Source organism: Corynebacterium sp. HMSC064E07 (assembly GCF_001815745.1).
GTDB lineage: Bacteria > Actinomycetota > Actinomycetes > Mycobacteriales > Mycobacteriaceae > Corynebacterium > Corynebacterium jeikeium_D.
In genome coordinates, this window is record NZ_KV821812.1 from 48,165 (window position 1) to 74,558 (window position 26,394).

A 26,394-nucleotide genomic window follows, 5' to 3' on the forward strand; every position below is an offset into this window, starting at 1 on the left:
GCAGCAGTCCAATCGTAGTGATGTATCCTCAGGCACTAACCTGACTCGTTTGATGGCGGTATGGGCTCTAGGGCTTGGTGCTTTCTTCGGAGTTTTCGGCAGCGTGGTCTTTGAACAAGGAGAAAGTGAGACAGTCGAAAGCACCTTTACGTCTACGTACGCTTCCTACTCCGCGCAATAATCATTCCGGTTTCCGGCGTTGGGGTTGGACGTAGACTGGAGGCTGTGTATTGCCAGTTTTGTCACCATGATCAGACACGAGTCTTGGACTCACGGTTAATAGATAACGGTATGGGGATTCGTCGTCGAAGAGAATGCCTGAATTGCGGTAAACGTTTTTCTACGATTGAACGCTCGCAGCTGATGGTCGTTAAACGGGATGGAATCCCTGAGGAGTTCAACCGTGAAAAGGTTATCCAGGGTGTTCGACGTGCGTGCCAGGGGCGTGAAGTATCAGAGTCTCAGCTGAAGAAGCTTGCACAAAAAGTGGAGGAGAGCCTCCGCGAGAAAGGCACGCCTCGGGTGGACTCAAACGATATCGGCCTTGCCATCCTTGAGCCGCTCAAAGAACTGGACGAAGTTGGCTATCTCCGCTTCGCTTCAGTGTACAAGTCCTTTTCCTCCGCTGACGATTTCGCGCAGGAAATTTCCAGCATGCGTAAGGGGAAAGGACCGCAGGCAAATGGCAACGAGGTTAGAAAGAACTAACGCAGTTTATCCACACGTTTCTTTACTCGGGTCAGGGATACGCTCTGGGCGGTACCCAAGCGTTGTGCGAAAAGGCTGACGCGCAGCTCTTGGATGAGCCACTGAATATCCCGTACCTCCGCGGAATTCGAACGTGCCTTAGGTAGCTGCTTAAGCTTTGCCGCCAAGTATTCGCGGGCCTCAGTCACCTCATCCTCACGTTCAGCATCACGATCCGGGGCACGGTTCATTTCCTCAAGTCGAATCTCCATCGCTTGGAGATAACGCGGCAAATGACGTAGGTGCTGCCAACCGTGCCTTGCCACAGCGCCCTTAGGGAACATGAACTCCAGCTGGCGACGCATATCGTCAATGGCATCGCCTTCCCACTTGTTTAGCTGATTCACCACCGAGACATAGCGAGGCATAGCCTGGGCTACGCCGACGACCAATTGGCGCACCTCTGAGGCAACACCAGAACGAACGCGTTCGAGTAGTTTATCGAAATCCTTCGGATCGCGGACCGGGCCACCGGCAGCCATCATACGGTCGCGAATCACGGCGACACGGCAGTCCTCGACAAGCCCATCGGCGCCCCCATGTGGCCATGCGTCCACGCCAACACGTTGCTGGAGTGGAAGCCCCTTAGTCATTTGTGCACCATTTACTGGGCAATCCCGCAATAACATTGTCAAATTTGTGGTCGCCAACGTCGCCTCTGCCTGCGCCTTAGTTGGTTTGACCTCGATGGCCACGCCATCCTTAGTGGTCACCAGCGTCGGATACATCGTGACGGACTGACCGTCGACAGTACTTTTGACCGTTTCTGAGACAGTGCCCAAGTTGTCTGAAGTCCACTTTTTCACAGCTTCTCGTGCTACAGCCTTCGAACGTTTCGACACAGCCGTTGAGACCGTCGTGGCATGCTTGTCTCGAAGCGCGGCAAGATCCCGGCTCTGATCGACGATCTTTCCATGGCGGTCTACCACTGCGTAGTTAAAGCGCAAGTGTGCTGGCAGCTTCGAAGGGGTAAAGTCTGCACCATTGATGCCCGAGCCTCCGAGTCGTCGTAAAGCATCGGCAAAAACATCGACGAAGCGGCCTGAGTACGGAGTCATCGTCTCCAGCGCTCGGCGTGCGAAATCCGGTGCGGGGACAACGGACTTGCGCATTGCCTTCGGCAGAGTGCGAATGTAGGCTTCTGCGAGCTCAGCGCGAAGACCTGGCACCTGCCAGTCGAAGCCATCTTCACGCAAACCCGCAAGAAGAGGCACGGGGACACGGAGAGTCACACCGTCATCAGGGGCGCCCGGTTCGAACTTATAGGTCAGGGTGAAATCGACCGAGCCCTGCTGCCGCATTTCGGGGAAGGCGTTGTCATCGATGTCGCCGGCTTCGGGGTTGAGCAGCTTATTGGGATCAAAGTCCAGTAGATTCGGCTGCTTGGGCTTAGTTTTCTTCCACCAGCGGTCAAAATTCGCGGCCGTGGTGATAGAGGCGGGCAGCTTGGAGTCGTAGAACGCGTAGAGCACGTCGTCATCGACGACAATGCCGCGGGAACGCTGCTTTTCCTCGATCTTCTCGGCTTCGGCAAGTTTGTCCTGGTTGTTCTTGAAGAACTCGTGATGTGTGTTCCACTCGCCGTCGACAAGCGCAGAGCGAATGAAAATCGAGCGGGCGGCGTCGGCATCGACTCGGTGATATGGCACCAGACGATCAACCACCACAGGCACGCCGTAGAGCGTCGACTTCTGGTAAGCCATCGCTGCACCGCGCTTAGTCGACCAGTGAGGCTCTGAGTACTGGTGTTTGAGTAGATGAGGGGCTACCTTCTCTACCCACTGCGGCTGAATCGTGCCTACGTTGCGCGCAAAAGTGCGCGAGGTCTCGACGATTTCCGCAGCCATCACCCAGCGAGGCGGCTTCTTTGCCAACGCGGACGAGGGGTGAATGAGGAACTTAGTGTTGCGGGTGCCAGTAAATTCCTTGCCCTCGCCCTCGCGCGTACCAATCATCGATAACAGACCCGGTAACAGCGACTTTGCCACCTCGTCGGGATCGTCGACACCGCTTGTTGAGCTGCGGGCCGAAAGACTCCAGCCCAGCTCAGCCGTTGCCTGGTGGAGTTGACGCACCAAGTCCTGCCACTCGCGAACGCGCAAATAGTGGAGGTACTCGCGCTTGCACATCTTGCGGAACTGGTTACCGCTAAGCTCGCGGCGCTTTTCTTCCAGATACTCCCAGAGTTTCAGAAGGGAGTTGAAGTCGCTGGTGGTGTCTTTAAATCGGGCATGCAGCTGATCTGCTTGAGCCTGGAACTCCAGCGGACGTTCTCGGACATCCTGCAGCGACAAAGCAGCGACGATGACGGTCACAGCACCAAGCGTGGTGTTTTCGTAGCCCTCAACCAGCATGCGGGCAAGCCGCGGGTCGACTGGAATCCGGGCAATCTGTCGGCCAATATCGGTCAGCTCGGGAGCACCAGAGCTGGTGCGTGAACCAGATGCACGTCCTCTTCCAGACCCCGACGAAGTGGTAATAGCTTGCAGTTCAGTAAGCAGGTTGATGCCATCACGTACTGCTTTATGCTCCGGCGGCTGCACAAAGGGGAAGTCCTCAATCGCGCCTAGCCGCAGCGAAATCATCTGCAGCACAACCGATGCGAGGTTGGTGCGCAGAATCTCCGGATCCGTAAACTCGGGGCGAGAGAGAAAATCCTCTTCGCTGTAGAGACGAATCGCCACACCATCAGCCACGCGACCACAGCGGCCCGAGCGCTGATTAGCGGACGCCTGACTGATGTCCTCGACTGGCAAGCGCTGCACCTTCGTGCGGGTGGAGTAGCGCGAAATGCGCGCGGTGCCAGTATCGACGACGTACTCGATACCCGGCACCGTCAGCGACGTCTCCGCGATATTGGTCGCCAGCACAATGCGGCGCCCGGAGTGCGGAGTGAAGATTCGATGCTGCTCTGCATTAGATAGCCGACCGAACAGCGGGACGGCTTCCACACCCTTCCAGTGTTTACCCTCGATGGCTTCGGCAGCTTCCCGAATCTCTCGCTCACCCGAAAAGAACACCAGGATATCGCCGTCACCAAGCCGCATGAGCTCTTCACACGCAGCGATAACACCATCGATCTGCTCGATGGCGACTTCCTTTTCTTGCCCATTTTTCGCAACAACAGTCCGCACCAGTGGGCGATAGCGAATTTCCACCGGGTAGGTGCGCCCTGACACCTCGATGATGGGCGCAGGGTGCTCGTCGTCAGGCGCGAAATGACGAGCGAACCGTTCCGGATCAATCGTCGCCGAAGTGATAATGATCTTCAGATCTGGGCGCTGCGGCAGAATATGCTTTAAATATCCCAGCAGGAAGTCGATGTTGAGGCTGCGTTCGTGCGCCTCATCGATGATGATGGTGTCGTACTCACGCAATAGTCGGTCGCGGCCAATTTCGGCCAGCAGGATACCGTCGGTCATCAGTTTAATGCAGGTATCCTTGCCCACGCGGTCATCAAAACGCACCGCATAACCGACGTGCTGTCCAATCTTCTCGCCCAGCTCATGGGCGATGCGCTCCGCCACCGAACGCGCCGCAATACGACGTGGCTGAGTGTGACTAATCTTGCCCCGCACCCCGCGTCCCAGTTCTAGGCATATCTTCGGGATCTGCGTAGTCTTACCAGAGCCAGTCTCACCAGCAATAATGACGACCTGATTGTTCTCAATCGCCTCTGCAATATCGTCGCGGCGGGCGGACACCGGCAACTGCGCCGGGTAGGTGATGCGAGGAATCGCATTACGACGATCTTCTAACCGCTCCAGAGCAAAGTCGAGGTCTGCAGAGATTGCAGACAGCGCCTTCGGCGCGGATGCTCGCTTTAGCCGACGTCGGAAGGACTGGGCCTCCCGAATAGGTAATTGATCAGCGAGCTGGTAGAGCTCCTTTTTACGCGTGTCCTTAGCAGGCTTGCCAGAGCGCTGCGGCCTGGCGGAATTGCGATGGCGTGAGTGGTGGTTTCCCGACTGGACACGTGGAGCTGGTTTATCAGAACGGCTAGGAGTAGTCATGGTTGCCTACTAGATTAGCCGTGTCTTGGTAGACAACCCACATCTGTGCTGATTGGAGACGCTCAAGATGGTCCGATGGCAGCAGGAAGCGTCCTACTTTGCGGCTGCTAGCTCTTCGGCAACTTCCTTGCAGTCCTCGCGCCCACAGTGCTGTGTCTCGGTATCCTCCCAGCAGTCATCGCAGATAAGCACCTGTCGACGGCAGGTGTCTTCGTTGATGCAGTTCTGGAAGGTGTTTGTGGGCTTGCCGCAGTGGACGCAGTGTCCGAGCTGTACGTAGTCCTCGTCTTCGATGCCATCGCCAAACTCCATATGCATGCGCTTGTCGAAGACATAGAGAGAGCCTTCCCACAGCCCCTTATTGCCAAACTTTTCGCCGTAGCGGACAATACCGCCGTCGATTTGGTAGACCTCTTCGAACCCGCGGTTCTTCATAAGCGCGGAGAGGATCTCGCAGCGGATGCCGCCGGTGCAGTAGGAAATAATCGGCTTGTCCTTCATCCAGTCGTACTTGCCGGATTCCAGTTCGTCGATGAAGTCGTGCGTGGTCTTTACGTCGGGGACGACGGCGTTTTTGAACTTGCCGATCTCAGCTTCCATCGCGTTGCGACCGTCGAAGAAGATGACATCGTCGCCGCGCTCCTCGACCAATTTATTGACCTCTTCAGGCTTCAAATGTGTGCCGCCGCCAATGACACCTTCGGCATCGACTTTAAGCTCGCCCGGAGCACCGAAAGCGACGATTTCGTCGCGAACCTTGACGGAGAGTTTCGGAAAGTCATCAGCGCCGCCTTCGCTCCACTTGAACTGCATGGAGTGAAAAGCGGGGTACTGCTTGGTTTTCTTGATGTACTTCTTACAGGCATCGAGATCACCGCCGACGGTGCCGTTGATGCCGTGCTCGGACACCAGAATGCGACCTTTAAGCCCTAACGATTCGCAAAGATCGCGCTGCCACAGCATGATGGCACGCGGATCGGACAGCGGGGCGAACTGGTAGTACAGAAGAATCTTGCTGATGCTCACGGGGACTATTCTAGTCTGCTCTCCCAGTTATCCTATTTTCGGCGTGAGCTGGTGGTCTGGTTTAGTGCTTCTGATAGAGAGCCTTCTTCTGGTACTTGGGCTCGGAAGTAACTAGGACACCGAGGTTGCGGAAAATTGTTTCGTCCACGCTGCCCAGAATGGTGGTGGTGTGGACATCGCAGTTTCGAAGGTTCTTCAGCTCGGCGAGGGCTGCGCGGGCGTCGTCGCTGGTGGCCGCCGACACGGAAAGGGCGATAAGGACCTCGTCGGTATGCAAGCGGGGGTTGCGGCTGCCCAGGTGATGCGTCTTAAGCGTTTGAATTGGCTCGATGGCAGCAGGGGAGAGCAAGTGTAGGTCCGGGTCGATATTGGCGAGCTTCTTGAGAGCGTTGAGCAGCATTGCTGCTGAGCATCCGAGCAGCTCAGAGGTCTTGCCCGTGATGATTGTGCCATCGTGCAATTCGATTGCACTGCCCGGCGCCCCGGTAGATTTCTCAACCTCAAGTGCTGGTGCGACGACTCGGCGGGCAGCTGTCGACACGTTGGCCTTGCTCATAATCATGGCAATGCGCTGCGAAACTTCGTCGTCTGCGCTGTTCTTGTGTTCGTCGACAAGAGCCTTGTAGTAACGGCGAACGATTTCTTGGTTGGATGCCTCTCGGCACACTTCGTCATCGTCGATACAGTAACCGGCCATATTGACGCCCATGTCGGTCGGTGACTTGTACGGCGACTCGCCCGCGAGCTTCTCCAACAGGGTGCGCAGCAGTGGGAAGACCTCGACATCGCGGTTATAGCTGGTGACCTTGGTGTCATAGGCGGCCAAATGAAAAGGATCGATGAGATTGATGTCATCGAGATCAGCCGTTGCCGCCTCGTAGGCCAGATTTACCGGGTGTTCGAGTGCTAGGTTCCAGATAGGGAAGGTCTCAAACTTTGCGTAGCCGGAACGAATCCCGTGTTTGTGGTCGTGGTAAATCTGCGATAGACAGGTCGCCAGCTTTCCGGAGCCCGGGCCCGGCGCTGTGACAACGACCAAGTCCCGCGTCGTTTGCGCCCATTCATTCAGTCCGAAGCCGGCTTCACTGACAATTTTCTCGGTGTTTGTTGGGTAGCCCTCGATATTGCGATGGCGAATTACGCTCAATCCGAGTCGCTGCAGGCGCTCAATGAAGTTCTTTGCCAGGGTGTTGTCGTCGGAAAGCTGTGTGACGACGACGCTGCCGACAACAAACCCGCGTTCACGAAAGACATCGACGAGGCGGAGCACATCGTCTTCGTAAGTGATGTCGAGGTCAGCGCGGACCTTGTGACGCTCCAAATCCTTGGCATTGATGCACACCATGATTTCCAGATCGTCCTTGAGGCGATCGAGCATAGCGATTTTATTGTCAGGTGTGAAGCCGGGGAGAACACGCGAGGCATGCATATCATCAAATAGCTTGCCGCCCATTTCGAGGTAGAGCTTGCCGCCTTCACCTGCGATGTCTGCGCGCCGCTTCTTAATATGAGCGGATTGCATTTCGATGTACTTCTCGCGGTTAAAACCGACAGCCTGACCCATGGTGCCCTTTCTGAAGTTGTGTCTGCGGGGAGCGCGCTAAATATTGCGAAATTCTACTGTGCCCATGGTAGTGATACCGCCTTGCGAATGTCGTATCGGTTACTGCTGTCGCGGGGGGGATTTTGGAAACTTTGGTTAATTAGGCCACGTGTAGGGGATTGTCTGATTAAAGTCCAGCATATTGATATTCAAAAAGAAATATGAAGAGGATGTGACATGCTCGATCGCCAGATGGCATCATCGTCGAATTCGGCAGAACCAACCGCACGCGCCCCGTACCAAGTGGGCAGGCGAGGCTTCCTCGTCGGAGCAACTGCCGTGTCAGCTGCGAGTATGATGCCTGCCGTAAGTGGTGCACCTAAGGCAAACGCCGCTCCTGCAAACGGGGCTTCTGCCGCCGCGGGGAATTCGACCACCAATTTGAATGTTGGTCGAGGAATGGCCGATATGACAGGCGAGCCACTCGGCGCTGGCATGAACGGGTATGCGGTCATGGATCAGACCACCTCGGGTCTGCGTCTTCGCCAGATGGCGCGTGCATTCATCTTCGGCGATGACAACGACAACCGTGTCGTCCACGTCACCGCAGACATGGGGCTCATGTTCCAGTCCATCCAGATGGAAGTTCTGCGGCGTCTCCGAGCTCTTTTCGGAGACCTCTACCATGAGGGCAACGTGCTTATCGGCGCCTCCCATACCCACGTCGCACCAGGGGGAACATCAGGGCATCTCATGGTCGATCTGACGACCCTTGGCTTCCGCCCGGTAACTTTCGAAGCCGCCGTCGTCGGCATTGTTAAGTCCATTGAACGTGCACATGCCGACTATCAGCCATCCACTATCCACCTGACCAAAGGCATTGCCACAGATGCTGGCGTCAACCGCTCGCGCGAGGCATTCGAGCGCAATCCCAAGGAAGAACAGCAACTTTTCCCCAATGGTGTCAATCCGGAAAGCCACACTCTTCATGTCAGCCGCGGTGGGCGGGCAGTCGGCCTCATTAACTGGTACGGCATTCATCCGACCACCTTTGGTCCAGAGCACACCATTATCGACGGCGATAACAAAGGCTACGCAGCGTGGAAGATGGAGAAGGATCACGGAGTAGTTCATCGCGAACCGGCCGATGCCCCCTTTGTCGCCGCATTCGCTATGTCGTGTCCCGGTGACATCAGCCCGAACATGGGGCTCGAGCCAAATTCGGGCCCAGGCAACGGAGACGAAGCAGAGTCCGCCCGCATTCTCGGTCAGCGTCAGATTGACGCTACCCAAGGCCAGGCTATTGCACTGCCAGGAGGCGGAATCGCCACCGTCCACAAGTGGGTCAACCTTGGCGATGTCGACATCGACGGCCAATTCACGCCCGATGGCCAGCCACACCGCACTGGACCTGCAATCCTCGGTGCGGCCTTCGCAGCCAGTAGCCAGGAGGACGGCGGCGGCGAACCGGCCCTAGGTTTCAACGAGGGCCAGCGTGGAGGCACACCGTGGGTACGCCAGCTCAATAAGGTCGTGCTCCCGAAGAATATCGGGGAGATTCAGGGCGAGAAAGAATGCCTGCTGCCAGTGGGCTACATCGATGGTCTTCTCCAGCAGACCCACATGTTCTCCATCACCCGCATAGGTGGCTTCACCTTAATCACCAACGGCCTTGAACCCACCACGATGTCGGGTTACCGCATGCGTCAGCACGTCGCTGAAATCCTCGGCGTTCCAATCGACACTGTCATCTGTCAGGGTTACACCAACAGCTATGGGCACTACGTCACTACTCCGGAAGAATACGATCAGCAGGACTACGAGGGCGGCGCAACGGCTTTCGGCAAGTACACGCTCAGTGCGATGATCTCCATCTATCACGATCTCGCCGACGCGCTTGCCGACGGCCTGGCTGTCGAACCGGGCAGTGCTGCAGGTGATCTCACTGGCATCATCCCGCCGTCGCCAGCAGGAGGAAAGATTATCGATTCCGCACCAATGGGCAAGAATTTTGGTGACGTGCTCGAATCGACTGCAAGCGTCACGGTAGGGCAGAAGGCCGTTGCCCAATTCGTCGCGGCAAATCCGAATAACGACTTGCGACTGGAAGACGGCTACCTACTTATCAAGAATGACCGCGGTGAGATTGTTTCCGACGACTGGGACCAGGCAACTGTCATTGAATTTGCCAAGGACGGTATTTACACCACCGCCAAGGTCACTTGGGAGACCGCACGAGTCGCGCCGGGCAAGTATGACATCATCGTGCGTGGTAGCGCGTTGGGTGCCGGTGATTCGCTGAACCCATTCGAGGGAGTCGCCTCGGTGGAGCTCGTGTAAGAACGTCCAACTAAATACGTCCATGCGCACAATGTGACTTATACTTCGGCCTTTAAAAATTCATCAATGGCTTGTCTCACGTATAGTCCGTTGTGCGCATTATTTGTATGTATCCGTCAATTTGGCAGGAGCAATTTGCTTCATGAATACCTCAAACGATCCATATAGCAACAACGATCCTTACGGTGACGGCAGCCGGGACAATGAGTCCAATAACTATGACTCCCAGAGTCACGGTTTTCCCAACAATGGTTCGCAGGACTACAACCCTTACGGGTTCGATTCGGACGCACAACATGGCCCGCGTGGACCAGAGGATTCGCCACAGTGGAATCAGACTTACGGCCGTGAACAGGCTTATGGCGAAATTCCTTCTTATGGAACTGGCGAGTCGCGCGATAGTTACGGCGGGCAACCCTATGGTGCGGACTCGAGCTACTGGCAGCACCAGTCCAGCGGGGCTTCTGCAGCCGGTGCACTTGCTCCCGGAGTCAACATGCCAGGTGGCGATGAGCCGCCGGTGAAGCCTGTGGCACAGGGGCCGACGAAGGTCGACATTGGAAGTGCCTTTTCCGCGGCGTTTCGTAGTCTAAACAGCAATTTTGCTTCCTGGCTTGGCATCATGCTGACGTTCTTCGCCGTACTAGTTGCCCTGATTGTTGGCGCAGCGGCAATTCTCTTTGCATCTGGTGACTTCGATCCGGACTTTGAGCCGAACTATCCAGGCGATGTTCCATTTGAGGATCTAGGGTCAATGTTCGCGACTCTCGGCGCGATGGCACTGCTATTTGCCGTGGGCATGTTCGCGATGCAGGCATTTATGCTGCGCGGTGCATTCGAAGCTGTCGACGGGCGAGTGCCGAGCTACGGTACTTTCTTCCGTGTAAACCGGTGGGGGTCTCTTATCGGTGTCTACATTGTCACGTTCCTGGTGGGGTTGCTCGCCATGCTTCCAGGGATGGCACTCTTCATCGCTGGAGCATCCCTGTCTGCCAACGGCAGTGAAGCTGCCGCGGCAATGATCCCACTGGGCTACTTGGTTTTGTTGTTGACGTCGATATTCATCATGCCAATCACAGCGATTATGCCGCTCCTTGTTTTCGATGGTCGAGCAACAGCACTTGAGGCTCCGGTCGTCGCATGGCGCTTGGTGAAGCCTCAGTATTGGACGATGCTCGTTGCATTCATTCTGACGTCGATTGTTTCTTCCGCAGGTGCAATGCTCTTCTATATCGGCATGTTGTACACAGTCCCGCTTGCTCTCCTCGTGCAAGTACATATCTACCGTCAGCTCATCGGTGGCCGTCGAGTAGTTAATGAAGCCCAGGAGAATCCGGGTTATTACCCGCCACAGCAGTAGCCAAAAACGAACAAGAAAAAGCGCCCAAGGAACCGGTACAAATTGGTTCCTTGGGCGCTATTTCGTTAGCAGGTAATCCTGCGGGGGAGCGTTCGGCTATCAAAAGCCGAACCTATGCTCCGAATATTTAGCGGGCAGCCTCAGCGAAAACAGCCTGCGCAACACCAGAGACGGTGCCGGCAATCTTCACAGCTTCCCAGACCTGCTCCTTGGTCAGACCAGCATCGCGGACGACCTTTGCGTGAGAAGTCACGCAAGCTTCACAGCCGTTGATGGCAGAAACTGCCAGAGACCACAGCTCGAAGTCTTCCTTCTCGACACCTGGATTAGAGATGATGTTCATGCGCAGGCCAAATTTAACCTGTGCGTAGTCATCACCGAGCATGTGGCGAGTGCGGTAAGCGACGTTGTTCATGCCCATAACGGTGGCCGCACCAAGCGCAGACTCGAAAGCCTCGTCAGACAGGTGCTCCTTGGCTTCCTCAGCAATCTCGGAGAAAACGGTCTCGTTGCGGGTGGCAGCAGCAGATGCAAGCAGGGTACCCCACAGCTGCTGCTCGGAGAGTTCCGTAGAACGGGTGAGAGTGCCAAGGTTCAGCTTCATGTCCTTGGCGTACTCCGGTAGGCCGGAACGAAGGTTATCGATGCTCATATGAGTTACTTCAGCTCCTGCTTCAGAACATCCATCTTGTCGATGTTCTTGGTCGGGTCATTCTTCTGCCAGTTACATGCGCAGACCTCTTCAGACTGAAGAGCGTCGAGAACACGCAGAACCTCGTCAACGTTACGACCGACAGCGTCCGGGGTAACGGAGACGAACTGAATGATGCCGTCCGGGTCAATGATGAAGGTTGCGCGGTCTGCAACACCGTCAGCGTTCTCGACGCCGAGTGCACGCATCAGGTCGTGGCGGATGTCGGAGAACATCGGGAACGGGATGTCCAGCAGTTCCTCGTGGGTTGCACGCCAGTTGAAGTGGGAGAACTCGTTGTCGCCAGAGCCACCGAGAATAACGGTGTCGCGGTCTTCGAATTCCTCGTTCAGCTTGCCGAATGCAGCAATCTCAGTCGGGCAGACAAAGGTGAAGTCCTTCGGGTAGAAGAAGACGACTTTCCACTTACCCTCGTAGGACTCATTGGTTACCTGCTCGAAGTAGTCATCCGGAGAAGAAGCGTTTGCATCACGCAGGTTGCCGCCCTTGAGAGCGGTTAGAGAAAACTCGGGGAACTTGTCGCCAACAGTCAAAATTGCCATGGAATCCTCCTGAATGTATTCCTTCTGGGGTCACACGCCATTATGCCTATGGATTCCCAAACCGTCAAGAGGAAAAAGTTAATAAGCTCGTGTAGGCTTATAGGTATGCGTAATAGAGATTATCGGCCCACTTTGCCTCAGTTACGTGCCTTTGTCGCGATTGCCGATACCGGTCACTTCGGTCAAGCCGCTGCCCGCCTCGGCATTTCACAGCCCAGCCTGTCACAAGCGCTTTCCACCCTTGAGCAGGGACTGGGGGTGCAGCTTGTAGAGCGTTCGACTCGCCGAGTGCTGGTGACGCCACTCGGTCGCGGTCTGATTCCTTATGCACGCCAAGCATCTGAAATTGTTGACGAGATCGTTGCTCGCGCATCTGGCCGTACAGATGATTTGTCCGGACCACTATCCATTGGTGTTATCCCTACGGTTGCTCCATACGTGCTGCCCAACTTCCTCCAGTTGGTTCGTGACGAGCTGCCAGATCTAAAGCCTAGGATCGTCGAGGAGCCGACCGAGCGCCTCATCGAATCACTTCGTTCCGGCACCATTGATGCAGCCATCATGGCACTGCCGTCCGATGTGCCTTCCTTTGAAGAGATTTACCTCTACGACGAAGAGTTCTACATCGTCGTGCCAGACGATCATCCGCTGGCAGGTAAGGAAGACGTAAAGCTTGAGGCAATCAGGGACTTGGACTTGCTCCTGCTTGACGACGGTCATTGCCTGCGCGACCAGGTGTTGGATATCTGTCGCAAGGTCGATGCTGTTCACGGCGAGACATCCAGCTTGGAAACACGGGCGGCTTCTCTATCCACCGTCGTGCAGTGTGTTGCCGGTGGGTTGGGGCAGTCGCTTGTGCCGGAATCGGCTGTCAAGATTGAGGCGCACCGTCCCGGCCTGGCTGTTGCGCGATTCGAAGGTCCGGCACGGCCGGGACGCACCATTGGGCTGGTTCACCGCGCATCATCGGTACGCGGCGGCGAGTTCAATCGAATTGCCGAACTGGTACGGCAGGCATACATAGACGCTATTGCCTAAAGCTCTCTTGGCGCATGTTGCGGTAGCGTACGAAGTAAGCCAAACCGGGCTGGCAGTTCCAGCCCGGTTTGGCGTTTATCCCTGAATAATTCGTAGCGATGCCAACCTGACTTCGCCGTATTCATCAGATGCAGCCAAATCAACGTTCGCTTCAAAGCGCCAACCGTGGTCACCCTCAGGATCATCGAGTATCTGGATCACATGCCATAGGCCCTCACCAGCCTTGCGGTCAATCGAAATCATATCGCCGCCGCGTGCCTTTGCATCGATGCCTAGGTCATCGTATTCATCGAAGTAGTCATCCATCGCGGCAGGCCAATCTGGTGCGTCGGCGAGGTAGTTGTCCAGGTCGGCCAGCTCCTCCTCCTTTTCAAAGGCAAAGAGCTGCACGTGGCGGAACATGAGATTGCGCACCATACGGGTAAATGCACGCTCATTGCCTGTAAGGGGCCGCGACTCGTCGGTGCCAAAAGCCGCTTCCTGGAGAGTTTCTTCGTCCAATGGCTTGTCCGGATCGGCCATCTGCGCCCATTCATCTACCAGGGAGTTATCCACCTGCACAACGAGCTCGCCGAGCCATTCCACAATGTCCCGGAGTTCCTCGTTAGCGGCTTCCGGTGGGAGAGTGTGTCGCAAAGTGCGCCAGGCATCGGTGAGGTAGCGCAAGAAAATACCTTCAGAGCGGGCAATTCCGTACTCAGATACCACGTCTGAGAAAGTCATGGCCTTTTCCACCATCTCGCGCACCACAGACTTGGGCGACAGCGAAAACTCACGCACCCACGGGTGACCTTGAGCATAGGTGTCGAATGCGCCCTCCAGCTCGTCGGCAAGCGGCATCGGCCATGTGATGTCTTCGACGATGTTCATACGTTCGGTGTAATCAACACCCTCGGCCTTGAGCGCGGCGATTTCTTCACCGCGTGCCTTTTTCTGCTGCGCGATGAGCAGTGGGCGAGGGTCTTCCAGAATTGACTCAAACACACTGATGACATCGAGTGCGTAGTTCGGGCTGTCCTTATCCAACAGTTCGAGCGCGGCGATGGCGAAAGGCGACAGCGGCTGATTGAGCGCGAAGTCACGCTGCAGCTCCATTGTCAGCTCGGGGCGGCAGTCATCGCCCTCGCCATGCGTGACGACGATACCCGCGGTGACCAAACCGCGGTAAAGCTCAATAGCGGTCAGAATAGCCTCATTTTGCTGGTGGCGGGTGTCGTGATTGGTGCGCAGCAGATGACGCATGTGTTCGTAGGTATCGCCACCACGTGCAATGACGTTGAGCAACATACCGTTGGTCACTGCAAAGTGGCTAGTCAGCGGCTCTGGTGGCTGAGAAACGATTTTGTCGAAGGTCTTCTCCGACCATGTCACTTCGCCCTTGGGAACGGACTTTAGCCGCAACTTCTTCAGTTTGGCCTCATCCTGGCCGGCACGGCGCCGCAGCTTGGCGTTTTCGATTTCGTGTTCAGGTGCTTCGACAACTACGGTGCCCTCGGTGTCGTAGCCAGCACGGCCGGCGCGTCCAGCAATCTGGTGGAACTCGCGTGACTTGAGAATTCGGCTACGACGGCCATCGAATTTGGCCAAACCGGTAATCAGCACCGTGCGAATAGGCACGTTGATGCCGACGCCGAGGGTATCCGTGCCGCAGATGACCTTCAGCAGACCAGTCTGAGAGAGACGCTCAACCAAACGACGGTACTTCGGTAGCATTCCCGCGTGGTGCACGCCGATACCCTGGCGCACCAATTTTGAAAGAACTCGACCAAAGGCCGTGGTAAACCGGAAATCGCCAATCTCCTCGCGAATCCGCTCCTTTTCCTCCTTCGTCAGCAACTTCAGACCGGTCAGTGCTTGGGCCTGTTCAGCTGCTTGGCGCTGGGAGAAAAAGACGATGTAGATTGGGGCTTTTCCGGATTTCAGCAACTCCGCCAGCGTGTCATGAACTGGCGTGTAGACATAGTGGAAATCCAACGGCACCGGGCGCGTCGTACCTGTAACGAGGTTGACGTCGAGGCCCGTGCGTTCCTTCAGATCCGTCTCAAACTTTTGAGTATCGCCGAGAGTGGCGGACATCAACAAGAATTGGCAACGGGAAAGCTCGAGCAGTGGCACCTGCCATGCCCAGCCGCGGTCGGGATCCGCATAGAAGTGGAATTCATCCATGACCACTTGGTCAATATCGGCATCGGCCCCGTCGCGCAGAGCGATATTGGCAACAATTTCCGCAGTTGCGCAGATGATGGGGGCGCCGCCGTTGACGGTGGCATCGCCGGTCATCATACCGACATTTTCAGCGCCAAAGACCTCGCAGAGGGCAAAAAACTTCTCGCTGACCAAGGCCTTAATAGGCGCTGTGTAAAAGCTGCGCTGACCACGGGCAAGCGCGCAGAAATGGGCGGCTATAGCTACCATCGACTTGCCCGACCCCGTTGGAGTGGCAAGGATGACATGGTCGCCACCAGCCAAACCGATAGCGGCCTCTTCCTGCGCCGGGTAGAGCGTGATGCCCTGATCCCTGGTCCAGGCAATGAATGAGTCCATAATCGCATCGTCGAAAAGGGACTCTGGAACCTCAGCTAGGTCGGGAAGCATTTCAGATAGTGACACGCTTCCCACCCTAGCGGTAACCCCGGATTAGAAGCGGAACCAGGGCTTCCAGCCACGCCGACGACGAGGCTTTTCCGGTTCACCGGATTCTTCGCTTTCTGCCTGCTCTTCCCGAGGCTGCTCTTCCCGAGGCTGTTCAGACTCAGGCTGTTCGGCAGTTTCGTCTGCAGAAAACTCCGCAGACTTATCATCCGCCGAGGTCGACTCGGGTTCTTCCGAGTGTGCGTCAGTGTCCTCTGATGTAGTTGCCGAGGAATCCGCGTTGGCCGGGGTTTCCTCCTCGGCGTCAAGCGAGGAAGAGTCCTCTACGGGACGCAGCGGTTGGGAAGCGAGGAACTTCTCGAACTCAGCGCCAATCTCGTCGGCCGAAGGCATCTCGCCGTTAGGCCCAAGCAGGGGAGACGTCTCTAGCTCTTGGCGACGTTGAACTTCCTGGTCGTACTGTTCCTCGAGAAGATTGACCAGCTGAGAGACCTCGCCGGAATCATTCGTCTGCGTATTGAGCAGCTCCGCCACCCGCGCGGATTCCTTCTCCAACGCCTCAAGCGGGAGCTCGAGCTTGGCTAGCTTTGCTACCTCCTGCAATAGCCGCAGTGATGCCAGCGGATACTCAGAGGCCGCGACATAGTGTGGCACCTGCGCGGTGAAACCAAAGGCATCGCAACCGCGGCTTGCGAGCTCGTACTCAATGTTCAGGCTCGCAGCACCCGGAACCGTGACGCGGTTGCCCCAGGTATGCATATCACTGAGTTTCCGCTTATCTGTGCCATGGGCGATGATGCCCAGCGGTCGGGTGTGCGGAACCGTCATCGGCGCCGAGTAAAGTGACACGGTCCGACCGACATCGTAGCGCTTAGCCAAATCTGCGACCGCAGTCGAGAAAGCCTCCCACCGCATGTCTGGCTCAGGGCCAGACAGCAGTAAGAACGGCTTGCCGACGTTGTCGCGAACCACATTGAGCGACAGGTTCAAATCGGATACATCCACGATTTGGTCGCGGTTCATCGTCACAGCGGGACGGCGGGAACGGTAATCAATCAGCTCGTCGATAGAAAAGTTCACCAATGGACGGTGCTCGAGAGCATCCAAGAGGAAACTAGCTGATTCCGAGACTGCATTACCGGCATCCGCATAACCGCTAAGCGCAATGACCAGGGTCAGATGCCCCTCGCTTCCCGTTACGTCAGGAACCGGGAAAACTACCTCGTACATATTGCCCTGAGGCTTGTCGGTCGGATCACTCACGTACGACTACCTCCTGCATCACATTTTTCGTCATTTGAAGTAAGCAACCAGGATACCGCAGAAAATATTCCAGTTATCCACAAGTTGAAAGTAGTCCACAGATGGGCCGATTCTTCCGGTCGCGCACAAGCAAGGCTGTTGCGGATTCGATAACAATGAGAGCCACCAGATGGCGAGAGGATTGTCCGCTGTCGAGCTATCCCAATGGGGGAAAAGGGGTAAGGAATCAATGGGAAACAAAAAGAATTTCGGTGCAGGAAAGATGCCTGAAATTGAGCCGAGTGTCTTTCTGACGAACCTGCCAGGAATCGTTGGATTCTATCCGCGGGGGCAGGTAGTGATTGCGGCGTTGTACCGTCAGCAGGTCGAAGATTTCATCGACGGCAAGGTCGAGTTTGACCCGACAGCGCATGCTGGCCCGATGCTGATCAAGGATGTGGCCTCGATGGAGAGCAATCCTGACTTGGTGCGGGCAGCTGCGGACTTCTTGCTCGATGAAGGCTGCACTCACGCAGATGTGTTTATCATCGACGAATCCTGGGGGATTGAAAAGGACTCGACACCTATTACAGGCTGGCTGCGAGAAGGCGGTCTGCATGAGGTGCGTTTGGCGGGCGTTGCCACTATTGCTGCGGGGGAAGTTGTCACGGACGAGCAGGGAGAGATTGTCGGCATTGTCGGTGACAGTCTGATGACCGAGAATGCAAATCTAATCTCTCGGCAGGGAGAACAGATATTCAAAAACTATGAGGAGTACCGCAGTTATTTTCGAGGTGGTCAATTCCGCGACAGTAAAGACAGGGCTCTGATTGAACGCCTCCGGGAACGAGCGATAGCCGTTGAGCAGCCGAGGAAGCTTAAAATTGGTTCGGACAATCCCGCGCTCATTGAGCACTTCGACATGCTAAAAACCGCCGTGGAAAACGTGGCCGATGGTGTGATGGAAGCACATGAGGCGGTGCGCGATGAAAACGCAGGATATGCCATTGCTGCAGCACTGACCAACGTTACCTTGCGCGATATGTCAATGATTTTCATCACTACGCAGTTGGCGCAATCAATGGGAGAAATCTGGCGCGAGGCCGCAATTGTCCACCGCGGCAGCCTGCGTGCAAACGCTTTAGCGTGTTTTGCCATCGCAAAGTTCGCGGCTGGACTGGAGAACTATGCGCAAACAGCCCTCGATGAGGCAGCGGGGGAGCAACCGAATCATTCACTGACTCAGTTGCTGGAAATTGCGGTCGCCAATCAAATTGTGCCGAGGTGCGTCGGCACAATTCTTGGGGCAGCACAAGAGGTACTGCGCAGGGTATACAAGGTGAAAATGCCGCGAATTGAATAGCGACCCTGCAAGCTGTGCTGCCGTACCTAGCGGTGCGCCGAGTGGGCTCGGTCGCCGAGGGTCTTGGTGTAATCCCATGCATCGGCGACGATGGTTTCCAGCTCCGTGTGATTGGGCTTCCATCCGAGCTCGTCCATGGCACGCTGGGAAGAGGCAATAAGAGTTGCCGGATCACCGGCTCTGCGCGGTGCATCCTCAGCGGGAATCGGGTGACCGGTGACCTTACGGCAGGTTTCGATGACCTGGCGAACTGAAAAGCCGTCGCCAGAACCGAGGTTAAAGATACGGTGCGTACCCGGCGCGTTGGACTCCAGTGCCAATACGTGCGCATCCGCGAGGTCTTTGATGTGGATGTAGTCACGAACCGCGGTGCCGTCCGGAGTCGGCCAGTCATTGCCAAAGACCATAATCTTGTTGCGATGACCAAGCGCAACCTGGAGTACCAGTGGAATGAGGTGAGTTTCCACCTCACGGTTTTCGCCAAAACCGCCCCAGGCGCCCGCCACATTGAAGTAACGCAAGCTGGTAGCGCCGATGTTGTATGCCTTGGCGTAGGACGCGATGGCGTAGTCCATGGCCAGCTTAGTGGCACCGTAAGGGTTAGTCGGTGCGGTTGGCATGTCTTCGGTAATTGGTGTCTTCTCTGGCTCACCGTAGGTTGCGGCTGTCGAAGAGAACACCAAGCTATTCGTACCGGTATCACGCATCGCGTCGAGTAGCTTCAGGGTTTGGCCCACATTGTTGTGCCAGTAGTCGGAAGGAACTTCGACGGACTCGCCAACAAGCGATTTCGCAGCGAAATGAACGACACCGTCGAAGCTGTCGGAGGACAGAACCTCGTAGGCCTTGTCCGCCACATCACCTTCGACTAGGGTTGCGCCCTCCGGTACCGCATCACGGTTGCCAACAGAGAAATTGTCCAGAATGGTGACGTCGTGGCCAAGAGAAATCAATACTGCCGAGCAAACGCTACCGACGTAGCCGGCACCACCAGTGACTAGGAGTTTCATTTGGTAATCACCATGATCGCGTGAGACAGAGTATCCGGAATGTCAAGAGAATGATCACCGCGGGCGAGAGTCACGCGGCCAGCGGCAACCTCGGCAAGTGCTTCAGTACCCGGCATAATTCCGGCCTTGTGGAGACGCTTCATGTAGCTCTGCTCGACCTGCAGGATTTCGTTAATCTGGACGATTTCAATCGTGTACTCACCGGGGTTTAGGTCGGAGAGCCGGCGAACGTTCTCTAACGGGTTTGGTGACTGAGTCCCACCGAGGTCTTCCAAACCGGGAATCGGATTGCCGAATGGGGAGCGTGTGTAAGAGTCGAGCACGTCGAGAAGTTTGCGCTCGACCTCGTCACTCATTACGTGCTCCCAGCGGCAGGCTTCATCGTGAACCTTGTCCCATTCGAGACCAATGACATCTGTAAGTAGGCGCTCAGCTAGGCGGTGCTTACGCATGACAGCCGTGGCCAGCCTGCGGCCCTCGTCGGAAAGCTGCAAGCTGCGATCTGGAGCAACTACAAGAAGGCCATCGCGCTCCATGCGCGCAACGGTTTGGCTAACGGTCGGCCCCGACTGCTCAAGGCGTTCGGCAATGCGAGCACGCAAAGGAATGATGCCCTCTTCTTCGAGTTCGAAAATCGTACGTAAGTACATTTCCGTGGTGTCAACCAAATCCCTCACGGTTTTCCTCCGATAACGCAGTCTTAAAAGTTTTCACTCAAGTATTAGGATAACCACATTTGCGTAAGAAAGATGTTAGGGCTCGCAAATCCAGTGGCTTTGGTGCTGATTAGGCAGCGAAAAGCTTGGTTCGGTGGGCGCTGCTGAGATGTAAGGGAGCGTACGCGATGTCGAAAGTTCGACTTGCAGTCGAAAACGCCGACCGCCAGTGTGGATGAAACTCCCGCACGGGGGTCGGCATCGCAGTCCAGCTCTATCTCAGGGCTGAAATTGGGAACCCTATCGATGTCACCGCCATGTGGCGTTAGTTTGCGTACTCACGCAGCTTGTCAGCACGGTCTCCCTCGCGCAGCTTGGACATAACTTCCCGCTCAATCTGGCGGACGCGCTCGCGAGACAGGCCGAAGTGGCGGCCAATCTGATCCAGCGTGCGGGGTAGGCCATCGTCGAGACCGTAGCGGAGCTTAATAACTTCCTGCTCTCGAATCTCGAGAGTGGACAGAACCTTGCGGACATCGTGGTGACGCAGGGAAGCGACAACTGCCTCCTCAGCATCAGTTGCCTCTGAGTCCTCGATGAAGTCTCCCAGGGGAGCTTCCTCGTCAGTGCCCACTGGCATGTCCAAGCTCACCGGATCGCGGGACTGACGCAGCAGCATCTCAATCTTGGCTTCTGGAATGCCGGATTCCTCTGCCAATTCCTCATTCGTAGCCTCACGGCCGAGCTGCTGGTAGAGCTCACGCTTGATACGAGAAATCTTGTTGACCTGCTCAACCAAATGGACAGGGAGGCGAATAGTGCGCGACTGATCAGCCATACCGCGGGTAATAGCCTGGCGAATCCACCACGTTGCGTATGTGGAGAACTTGAAGCCCTTGGTGTAGTCGAACTTTTCCATGGCGCGGATGAGGCCCAAGTTGCCCTCCTGGATTAGATCCAGCAGCGGCATACCGCGGTTGGTGTAGCGTTTCGCCAGCGAGACCACAAGACGGAGATTGGCTTCGAGTAGGTGGGCGCGTGCAGCCTTACCTTCCTTCGCCAAAATCTTGACATCACGCTTCTTTGCACGGGTCATTTTCGCGCCGGTCTGCAGCAAATGCTCGGCGTATACACCGGCTTCAATGCGCTTAGAAAGTTCCACCTCTTCTTCAGCGCTGAGAAGAGCAGTCTTTCCGATGCCGTTCAAATACACACGAACCAAATCGGCGGACGGGTTGGAGTTATTGCCGGTGCGGCGCCCCTTGTCCCTTGTCTGACCTTCCAGTTCGTCATTTTGAATATCGGCACTCTTCATGAATCTGCCTCCTGGATTTTTAAGTGGACTCAATAACTACAACGCACGGAGTTACGAAAATGTTCCCGTGAAAGGTGATGAATGTCAATAGGGTAATTTTGCCATGCAAATATAATGTTAAGAAAAACTGCCGTCACTAGCATTCCACAAGAACTGTAAAGGGGCCATCGTTGACTGATGCGACCTCCATCATTGCCCCAAATTGTCCTGTTTCGACCGTCAAGCCACGATTGCGCAAGTTCTCGACAATTTTTTCAATGACAGGTTCGGCCTCTGGGCCCGGAGCCGCGTCGACCCACGACGGCCGCCGTCCCTTCTTTGTCGCCCCCATCAACGTGAATTGGCTAACGACGAGCACCTGGGCGCCAGCATCGACAGCGCTGAGTTCGCCATCCAGGATGCGCAGCTCCGCGATCTTGCGGGCCATCGTTTCCCAAGCATCAGCAGAGTCCTCGCGGCCAACGCCTACGAGCGCCAAAATGGCACCAGTATCGCCTCCGTCAACGTGGCCAACAACGGAACCGTCGACAGTGACTGACGCGGATTTAACTCGGGTGAGAACGGCTTTCATTTACTGTTTATCCTCCAAGAGCTCGGTGGGGAGAATCAGACCATGGCGAAGCAGGTCAACGACGATGGGAACTAGGGCGTCTTTGATGGCAGGTACGTCGGACTCATCGAAGGCTCCAAACATTGCCATGATGTCGATGACGGAGCCCAGAGCAGCTTCGGGATGCAGCGCACCCAGAATGGTTGCCACGGACTCATCGATTGAGTGTGTCCAGGCGGGGCCATCGGTGCGTGAGATGCGCGTATCGAACTCAGTGAAGCCCTGGCCGCTTTCGACGTCGGCAAGCGAAACGCGTTCGATGGCGACACCGGGGCGCACGGTAAAGGAAGCTTCGAGGATGGTGTCGGCAGTTTGTGTACGAAGCCATTCGGCGCGGCCGAGATACTCCTCGGCTTCGGCGGCGAAGGGAGCGGCCAAAGGCTGCGGCATTTCCTCGCACACGGCGGAAGTCGGGCCGTTGATGCGTTGGACTGTGATGTAGCCGAACCCGATGCCTGTCACGCCGCTGTTGCGAAAGTGCTCCAGCCAGGCACGAGAGCGCTCGCACCCCTCTGGGCTGCGGGGGTCGATGGACTCGTCTCGAAGCCAGGTGCCAATGTATTCCGCCGGCGTAGCGAGATCCCGTTGCGTTACCCACACCTCGAGGCCCTCAGCAGGGAGCCAAGAAGCGATGCGCTGTTGCCAACTCTCGCCCTCGATATGGGCCCAAGCGCCGAGTAGATGCGCCGTGCCGCCGTCGGTGAGATGGTCGGCCAGACCGCGGATCATAAGCTCGGTGGCACCGTCCAGATTCAGTCCTGAGTCACGGTAAACATGTTCCACACTTGGCAGTCCTACGACGAACGGCGGGTTGGCCACAATGCGGTCAAACTTCTGGCCTGCAACCGGTTCAAACCACGAACCTTCGAGAGCCTGTGCTTGGTCGAAACCATTAGCTGCGAAAGTAGCGCGGGCAAAAAACAGCGCGCGGGGGTGAATGTCTGTCGCGACAATCGATTTTGCATCAGGTTGGGCAAGGCTCTGGATGCCACAACCGGCACCGAGGTCGAGTACGGATTCCACCGCCGAGGTCGACGAAATATCGAGGAGGGAGCGGGAAGCCCGCCCTACGCCTAGGACATGATCGGGTCCAGGAACGTGATCGTTCATAGAGGCGTCGCGGTCGGAAAAGATAATACGGTCGACTCCCGCAATCTCGACCGGGCGCACATCGATACACACCTGTGCGTTGCTGGCGGTGCCGGCAAGTATGCCGCTGTCCAGCAACTTGACCGTCAGCTCAGCTCCAAATAGCTGCTCTGCGTCGGCGAAATCGCCCAGGATGAGAAGACGCAACGCGGTCACAGTATCCGCAGAAACGCCGTCTGTCTCGGTAAGCAGAACATCGACAACGCCGGGCTCACCGCGGTCCAGCGCGGCTAACCCCTCGGCTCCTAGGACTCGACGCAGTGACTCGCTGGAAAACTCAAGGCGACTAAGTGCGGTGGCGAATTCCTCTGCACAGTCGACAAAAGCACGAAGCTGCTGATCAGTCGGTGGGGTGAAGGTGGAGGGGGAAAAGGTCATCGTAGGCACTACCTTCGTCGTAAAGCGGGGTGGAGGGGCTAGTTAGGGGAGCTTGACGACGGATCGTCGTCTTCCGGCATATCGATGACATTTGCGTCATCGAAGGGATTTGAGGTGGTCTCGGTACCGGACTGCGGCGGTGCGTCGGTGTCTTCGGTACTGGCGGCAGAACCGAGCGCGCGCATCTCCGCTTCCTTGAGGGCGCGCTGGCGCTGCTGCTCCTCCCATTTGCGGTTTTGCTCGCGTACAACGCCTGGCTTGTAGACGCGCGGTTTGCGCTTGTCAGCGGGTTCTCCAACGCCATTGGCGATGACAACCGCGATCCACGGCATGGGTACGGAGACGACCATGAGAATCGCCGCAATCCACGGCACATCCCACCACAGGTAAAAAGCGCCGGAAAGAAGTAGCAATGGAATGCGAGACCATTGCAGGGCCGCGTAGACGTGGCGGCGGTGGTCATAGTTGCGAATCCTTGAGCCGCGGGCGTCGGTAATCAACGCCGCGTCTTTCTTGCGTCGCCGGGAACTTCCGCGTTTCGGCAGCGCGGAGTCGCGACGGTCATTGATTCGCGCCATGGTTGTCTAGCATACGCCTGTGGCGTGGGGGTGTCTCAACTAGCTATGCCCGTTGCAGCTACATGCTCGCGTAGTCGCAGCGGTGTTGTGGATGGCTGTGGAAGGTAGCAGTCAGCAGCGGCCAGCACCTGGGTCGCTAGGCATAATTTGACCAATGGGGCACAATTGGAATCTGTGAGCACTCCATTGAAGACGACAAAGACGATTGAACGCACCGATACCCGCGTCGATGAGTCGACGAGGGACGACACTCCGAAGTTCTTCCATTACGTCAAGAAGGACCAGATCGTGAGCTCCGCGGTCAACGGCTCCTACGTCGTTGCTCTGTGCGGTGAAACCTTCCCAGTGAAGAAGTCGGCGAAGCCGGGTTCACCGGTATGCCCTGACTGCGAGCGGATTTACAAGTCCCTGCGTCGCAAGTGAGCGGGCTTCGTAAATGGCAGCAGGAGGCCCTCGACAAATACCTGGCGACTAACCCCAAGGACTTCCTTGCAGTGGCGACACCGGGCGCGGGTAAGACGACCTTCGCTCTGCGTATCGCCAGTGAGTTGCTGTCGCGGCGGATTGTCGAGCGCATTATCGTCGTAGTGCCTACTGAGCACCTGAAGGTACAGTGGGCTGCCTCTGCTGCTCGTTCGGGGATTGCGTTGGATCCCAAGTTCTCCAACGCCAAGGGTGTGGTGAACCCTTCCTACCAGGGAATTGTTGTGACCTACGCCCAAGTCGCAGTGCATCCGTTCAAGCACCATGCGGTAGCTACCGCTCGTCCGACATTGGTGATTCTGGACGAGGTGCACCACGGCGGTGATGCCAAGAGTTGGGGCGACGGCATTTCTGAGGCCTACGGCGATGTCGAACGCCGCCTGTGCCTAACCGGTACGCCGTTCCGCTCCGATGACGCGGCAATTCCGTTTGTTCGCTACTCGCCCGATGGCGATGGTTACTCGCGCTCCGTCGCTGATTACACGTACGGCTATTCCAATGCGCTTGCCGACGGCGTCGTGCGCCCAGTGGTCTTTTTGGCGTACTCCGGTGAAGCTCGCTGGCGTGATAGCGCGGGTGATGAGTTCGCTGCGCGTCTGGGTACCGTGATGAGCCCAGAGGAGACCACTCGAGCTTGGCGCACCGCGCTTGACCCAAAGGGTGAGTGGATGCCGTCGGTGCTGCGGGCAGCGCACACCCGTCTCTCGCAGATGAGGCAGCATATTCCCGATGCCGGTGGCCTGGTTATCGCCTCCGATGCGGCAACTGCCCGTGCGTACAAGCGCATTCTCGAGCAGATTGCCTCCACACCGGTGGCGTTGGTGCTTTCGGATGAGCCTGGCTCGTCGGAACGCATTAAGACCTTCTCCGAGTCCACCGACGAGTGGATGGTGGCTGTGCGAATGGTCTCCGAAGGCGTGGACGTGCCAAGGTTGGCGGTCGGCGTGTACGCGACTAGTTCCTCGACTCCGCTATTCTTCGCGCAGGCTATTGGACGATTCGTGCGAAGCCGCATGCCGGGGGAGACTGCGTCCGTCTTCTTGCCGTCGATTCCGGTGCTGCTCGACTTAGCCTCGCAGATGGAGGTGCAGCGCAACCACGTGCTCGGTAAACCGGATCGGCCTTCGGAGGGCTGGGAAGATGACTTGGTCGCCGAAGCCAACCGGCGTAAGGATGAGCCCGACGAACTGCTGCCGGCCTACGAATCCATTGGCGCGGATGCTGAACTCGACTACCTGATCTACGACGGTTCCTCCTACGGCACCGCAACCGTTGCCGGTTCCGCTGAAGAAGCCGACTACCTTGGCTTGCCTGGGCTTCTCGACGCTGAGCAAATGCGACTCTTGCTGCGTCAGCGGCAGGACGAACAGCTTAAAGCCGCCAGTGCCCGAGAGAAGGAAGCCCGCGAGGAGGCGAGGGAATCGTCGTCAAGCGGAGGCGAAGGCGGCGCGATCCACCGCATTGAGGGATCGGCGTACCCGAGGCCGCAGAAGGTGGCCAGTGAGGTGTTGCCGAAGTTGCGGAAGGAACTCAATACGCTGGTGTCGATGACGGCGGCGCGAACCGGTAAGCCACATGGTCAGGTGCATAACGAGGTTCGGCGCGCCTGTGGTGGCCCGCCGACTGCGCTGTGTACGGAGGAGCAGTTGCGCGATCGCATTAGCTACCTGCGTAATTGGTAGGGTTTCAAGCGAACT

The 26,394-nt window shown here is 56.8% G+C and carries 20 protein-coding genes; 7 read left to right on the top strand and 13 right to left on the bottom strand.

Features of this window, described 5'->3' with window-relative positions; translation table 11 throughout:
- Positions 1-225 precede the first annotated feature (225 nt).
- On the top strand, positions 226-708 hold the full coding sequence (gene nrdR / locus HMPREF3053_RS04305; RefSeq protein ID WP_070767330.1) for a transcriptional regulator NrdR: 483 nt from the start codon (positions 226-228) through the stop codon (positions 706-708).
- Here nrdR and hrpA read toward each other — a convergent pair.
- From hrpA to HMPREF3053_RS04320, 3 genes are all read right to left on the bottom strand, one after another.
- Positions 705-4,760: an ATP-dependent RNA helicase HrpA gene (gene hrpA, locus HMPREF3053_RS04310; protein ID WP_070767331.1), complete on the bottom strand. Its 4,056-nt coding sequence runs from the start codon at positions 4,758-4,760 to the stop codon at positions 705-707. The two genes, nrdR and hrpA, sit on opposite strands and share 4 nt — an antisense overlap.
- A gap of 93 nt (positions 4,761-4,853) precedes the next feature.
- Positions 4,854-5,786: an oxygen-dependent tRNA uridine(34) hydroxylase TrhO gene (locus tag HMPREF3053_RS04315; RefSeq protein WP_070767332.1), complete on the bottom strand. Its 933-nt coding sequence runs from the start codon at positions 5,784-5,786 to the stop codon at positions 4,854-4,856.
- Positions 5,787-5,847: 61 nt separating this feature from the next.
- Entirely contained in the window at positions 5,848-7,350 is a 1,503-nt protein-coding gene (locus tag HMPREF3053_RS04320) for a DUF1846 domain-containing protein (protein ID WP_038628787.1), read from the bottom strand.
- A gap of 216 nt (positions 7,351-7,566) precedes the next feature.
- Here HMPREF3053_RS04320 and HMPREF3053_RS04325 point away from each other — a divergent pair, with 216 nt between their 5' ends.
- The gene (locus HMPREF3053_RS04325; protein ID WP_070767333.1) at positions 7,567-9,669 is read left to right on the top strand and encodes a neutral/alkaline non-lysosomal ceramidase N-terminal domain-containing protein; all 2,103 of its coding nucleotides are present in this window, start codon (positions 7,567-7,569) and stop codon (positions 9,667-9,669) included.
- A gap of 142 nt (positions 9,670-9,811) precedes the next feature.
- A complete protein-coding gene (locus HMPREF3053_RS04330) occupies positions 9,812-11,029 on the top strand; it encodes a hypothetical protein (protein ID WP_070767334.1) in 1,218 nt (405 codons plus the stop codon).
- Positions 11,030-11,156: 127 nt separating this feature from the next.
- On the opposite strand, the gene HMPREF3053_RS04335 is transcribed toward HMPREF3053_RS04330, so the two are convergent.
- Together HMPREF3053_RS04335 and HMPREF3053_RS04340 are read right to left on the bottom strand one after the other, a co-directional pair.
- Positions 11,157-11,681 carry an alkylhydroperoxidase, AhpD family gene (locus HMPREF3053_RS04335; protein WP_070767335.1) on the bottom strand — a complete coding sequence of 175 codons (525 nt, stop codon included), beginning with the start codon at positions 11,679-11,681 and terminating at the stop codon, positions 11,157-11,159.
- Between the two features lie 5 nt (positions 11,682-11,686).
- Positions 11,687-12,283, bottom strand: a complete 597-nt coding sequence (locus tag HMPREF3053_RS04340) for a peroxiredoxin (RefSeq protein ID WP_016422637.1) — start codon at positions 12,281-12,283, stop codon at positions 11,687-11,689.
- A gap of 105 nt (positions 12,284-12,388) precedes the next feature.
- Between HMPREF3053_RS04340 and HMPREF3053_RS04345 the strand changes: the two genes are divergently transcribed.
- Positions 12,389-13,321: a hydrogen peroxide-inducible genes activator gene (locus tag HMPREF3053_RS04345; RefSeq protein WP_070767336.1), complete on the top strand. Its 933-nt coding sequence runs from the start codon at positions 12,389-12,391 to the stop codon at positions 13,319-13,321.
- A gap of 75 nt (positions 13,322-13,396) precedes the next feature.
- Here the strand turns inward: HMPREF3053_RS04345 and HMPREF3053_RS04350 are convergent, their stop codons facing one another.
- Positions 13,397-15,916 carry a DEAD/DEAH box helicase gene (locus HMPREF3053_RS04350; RefSeq protein ID WP_141758939.1) on the bottom strand — a complete coding sequence of 840 codons (2,520 nt, stop codon included), beginning with the start codon at positions 15,914-15,916 and terminating at the stop codon, positions 13,397-13,399.
- Between the two features lie 42 nt (positions 15,917-15,958).
- The gene (locus HMPREF3053_RS04355; RefSeq protein ID WP_070767338.1) at positions 15,959-17,176 is read right to left on the bottom strand and encodes a PAC2 family protein; all 1,218 of its coding nucleotides are present in this window, start codon (positions 17,174-17,176) and stop codon (positions 15,959-15,961) included.
- Between the two features lie 181 nt (positions 17,177-17,357).
- Between HMPREF3053_RS04355 and HMPREF3053_RS04360 the strand changes: the two genes are divergently transcribed.
- Entirely contained in the window at positions 17,358-18,518 is a 1,161-nt protein-coding gene (locus HMPREF3053_RS04360; RefSeq protein ID WP_246819373.1) for a DUF4192 domain-containing protein, read from the top strand.
- Between the two features lie 26 nt (positions 18,519-18,544).
- Here HMPREF3053_RS04360 and galE read toward each other — a convergent pair whose 3' ends face one another.
- The 6 genes from galE to HMPREF3053_RS04390 form a co-directional block, all read right to left on the bottom strand.
- Positions 18,545-19,528 (bottom strand): UDP-glucose 4-epimerase GalE, encoded by a 984-nt coding sequence (galE, locus tag HMPREF3053_RS04365; protein WP_070767340.1) that lies wholly within the window; start codon positions 19,526-19,528, stop codon positions 18,545-18,547.
- Positions 19,525-20,205, bottom strand: a complete 681-nt coding sequence (locus tag HMPREF3053_RS04370; RefSeq protein ID WP_070767341.1) for an iron-dependent transcriptional repressor DtxR — start codon at positions 20,203-20,205, stop codon at positions 19,525-19,527. Before HMPREF3053_RS04370 ends, galE begins: the two co-directional genes overlap by 4 nt.
- 304 nt (positions 20,206-20,509) lie before the next feature.
- Complete coding sequence (locus tag HMPREF3053_RS04375) at positions 20,510-21,499, bottom strand: sigma-70 family RNA polymerase sigma factor (protein ID WP_038628815.1); 990 nt, start codon at positions 21,497-21,499, stop codon at positions 20,510-20,512.
- A 136-nt stretch (positions 21,500-21,635) separates the two neighbouring features.
- The gene (gene dtd / locus HMPREF3053_RS04380) at positions 21,636-22,070 is read right to left on the bottom strand and encodes a D-aminoacyl-tRNA deacylase (RefSeq protein ID WP_070767342.1); all 435 of its coding nucleotides are present in this window, start codon (positions 22,068-22,070) and stop codon (positions 21,636-21,638) included.
- Positions 22,071-23,636, bottom strand: a complete 1,566-nt coding sequence (locus HMPREF3053_RS04385) for a DUF7782 domain-containing protein (protein ID WP_070767343.1) — start codon at positions 23,634-23,636, stop codon at positions 22,071-22,073. It lies immediately after the preceding gene.
- A 38-nt stretch (positions 23,637-23,674) separates the two neighbouring features.
- Positions 23,675-24,214 carry a DUF3099 domain-containing protein gene (locus HMPREF3053_RS04390; protein WP_070767344.1) on the bottom strand — a complete coding sequence of 180 codons (540 nt, stop codon included), beginning with the start codon at positions 24,212-24,214 and terminating at the stop codon, positions 23,675-23,677.
- Positions 24,215-24,388: 174 nt separating this feature from the next.
- Here HMPREF3053_RS04390 and HMPREF3053_RS04395 point away from each other — a divergent pair, with 174 nt between their 5' ends.
- A complete protein-coding gene (locus HMPREF3053_RS04395) occupies positions 24,389-24,637 on the top strand; it encodes a DUF3039 domain-containing protein (protein WP_070601509.1) in 249 nt (82 codons plus the stop codon).
- The gene (locus tag HMPREF3053_RS04400; RefSeq protein ID WP_070767345.1) at positions 24,634-26,379 is read left to right on the top strand and encodes a DEAD/DEAH box helicase; all 1,746 of its coding nucleotides are present in this window, start codon (positions 24,634-24,636) and stop codon (positions 26,377-26,379) included. Before HMPREF3053_RS04395 ends, HMPREF3053_RS04400 begins: the two co-directional genes overlap by 4 nt.
- The last annotated feature ends 15 nt before the right edge of the window (positions 26,380-26,394 follow it).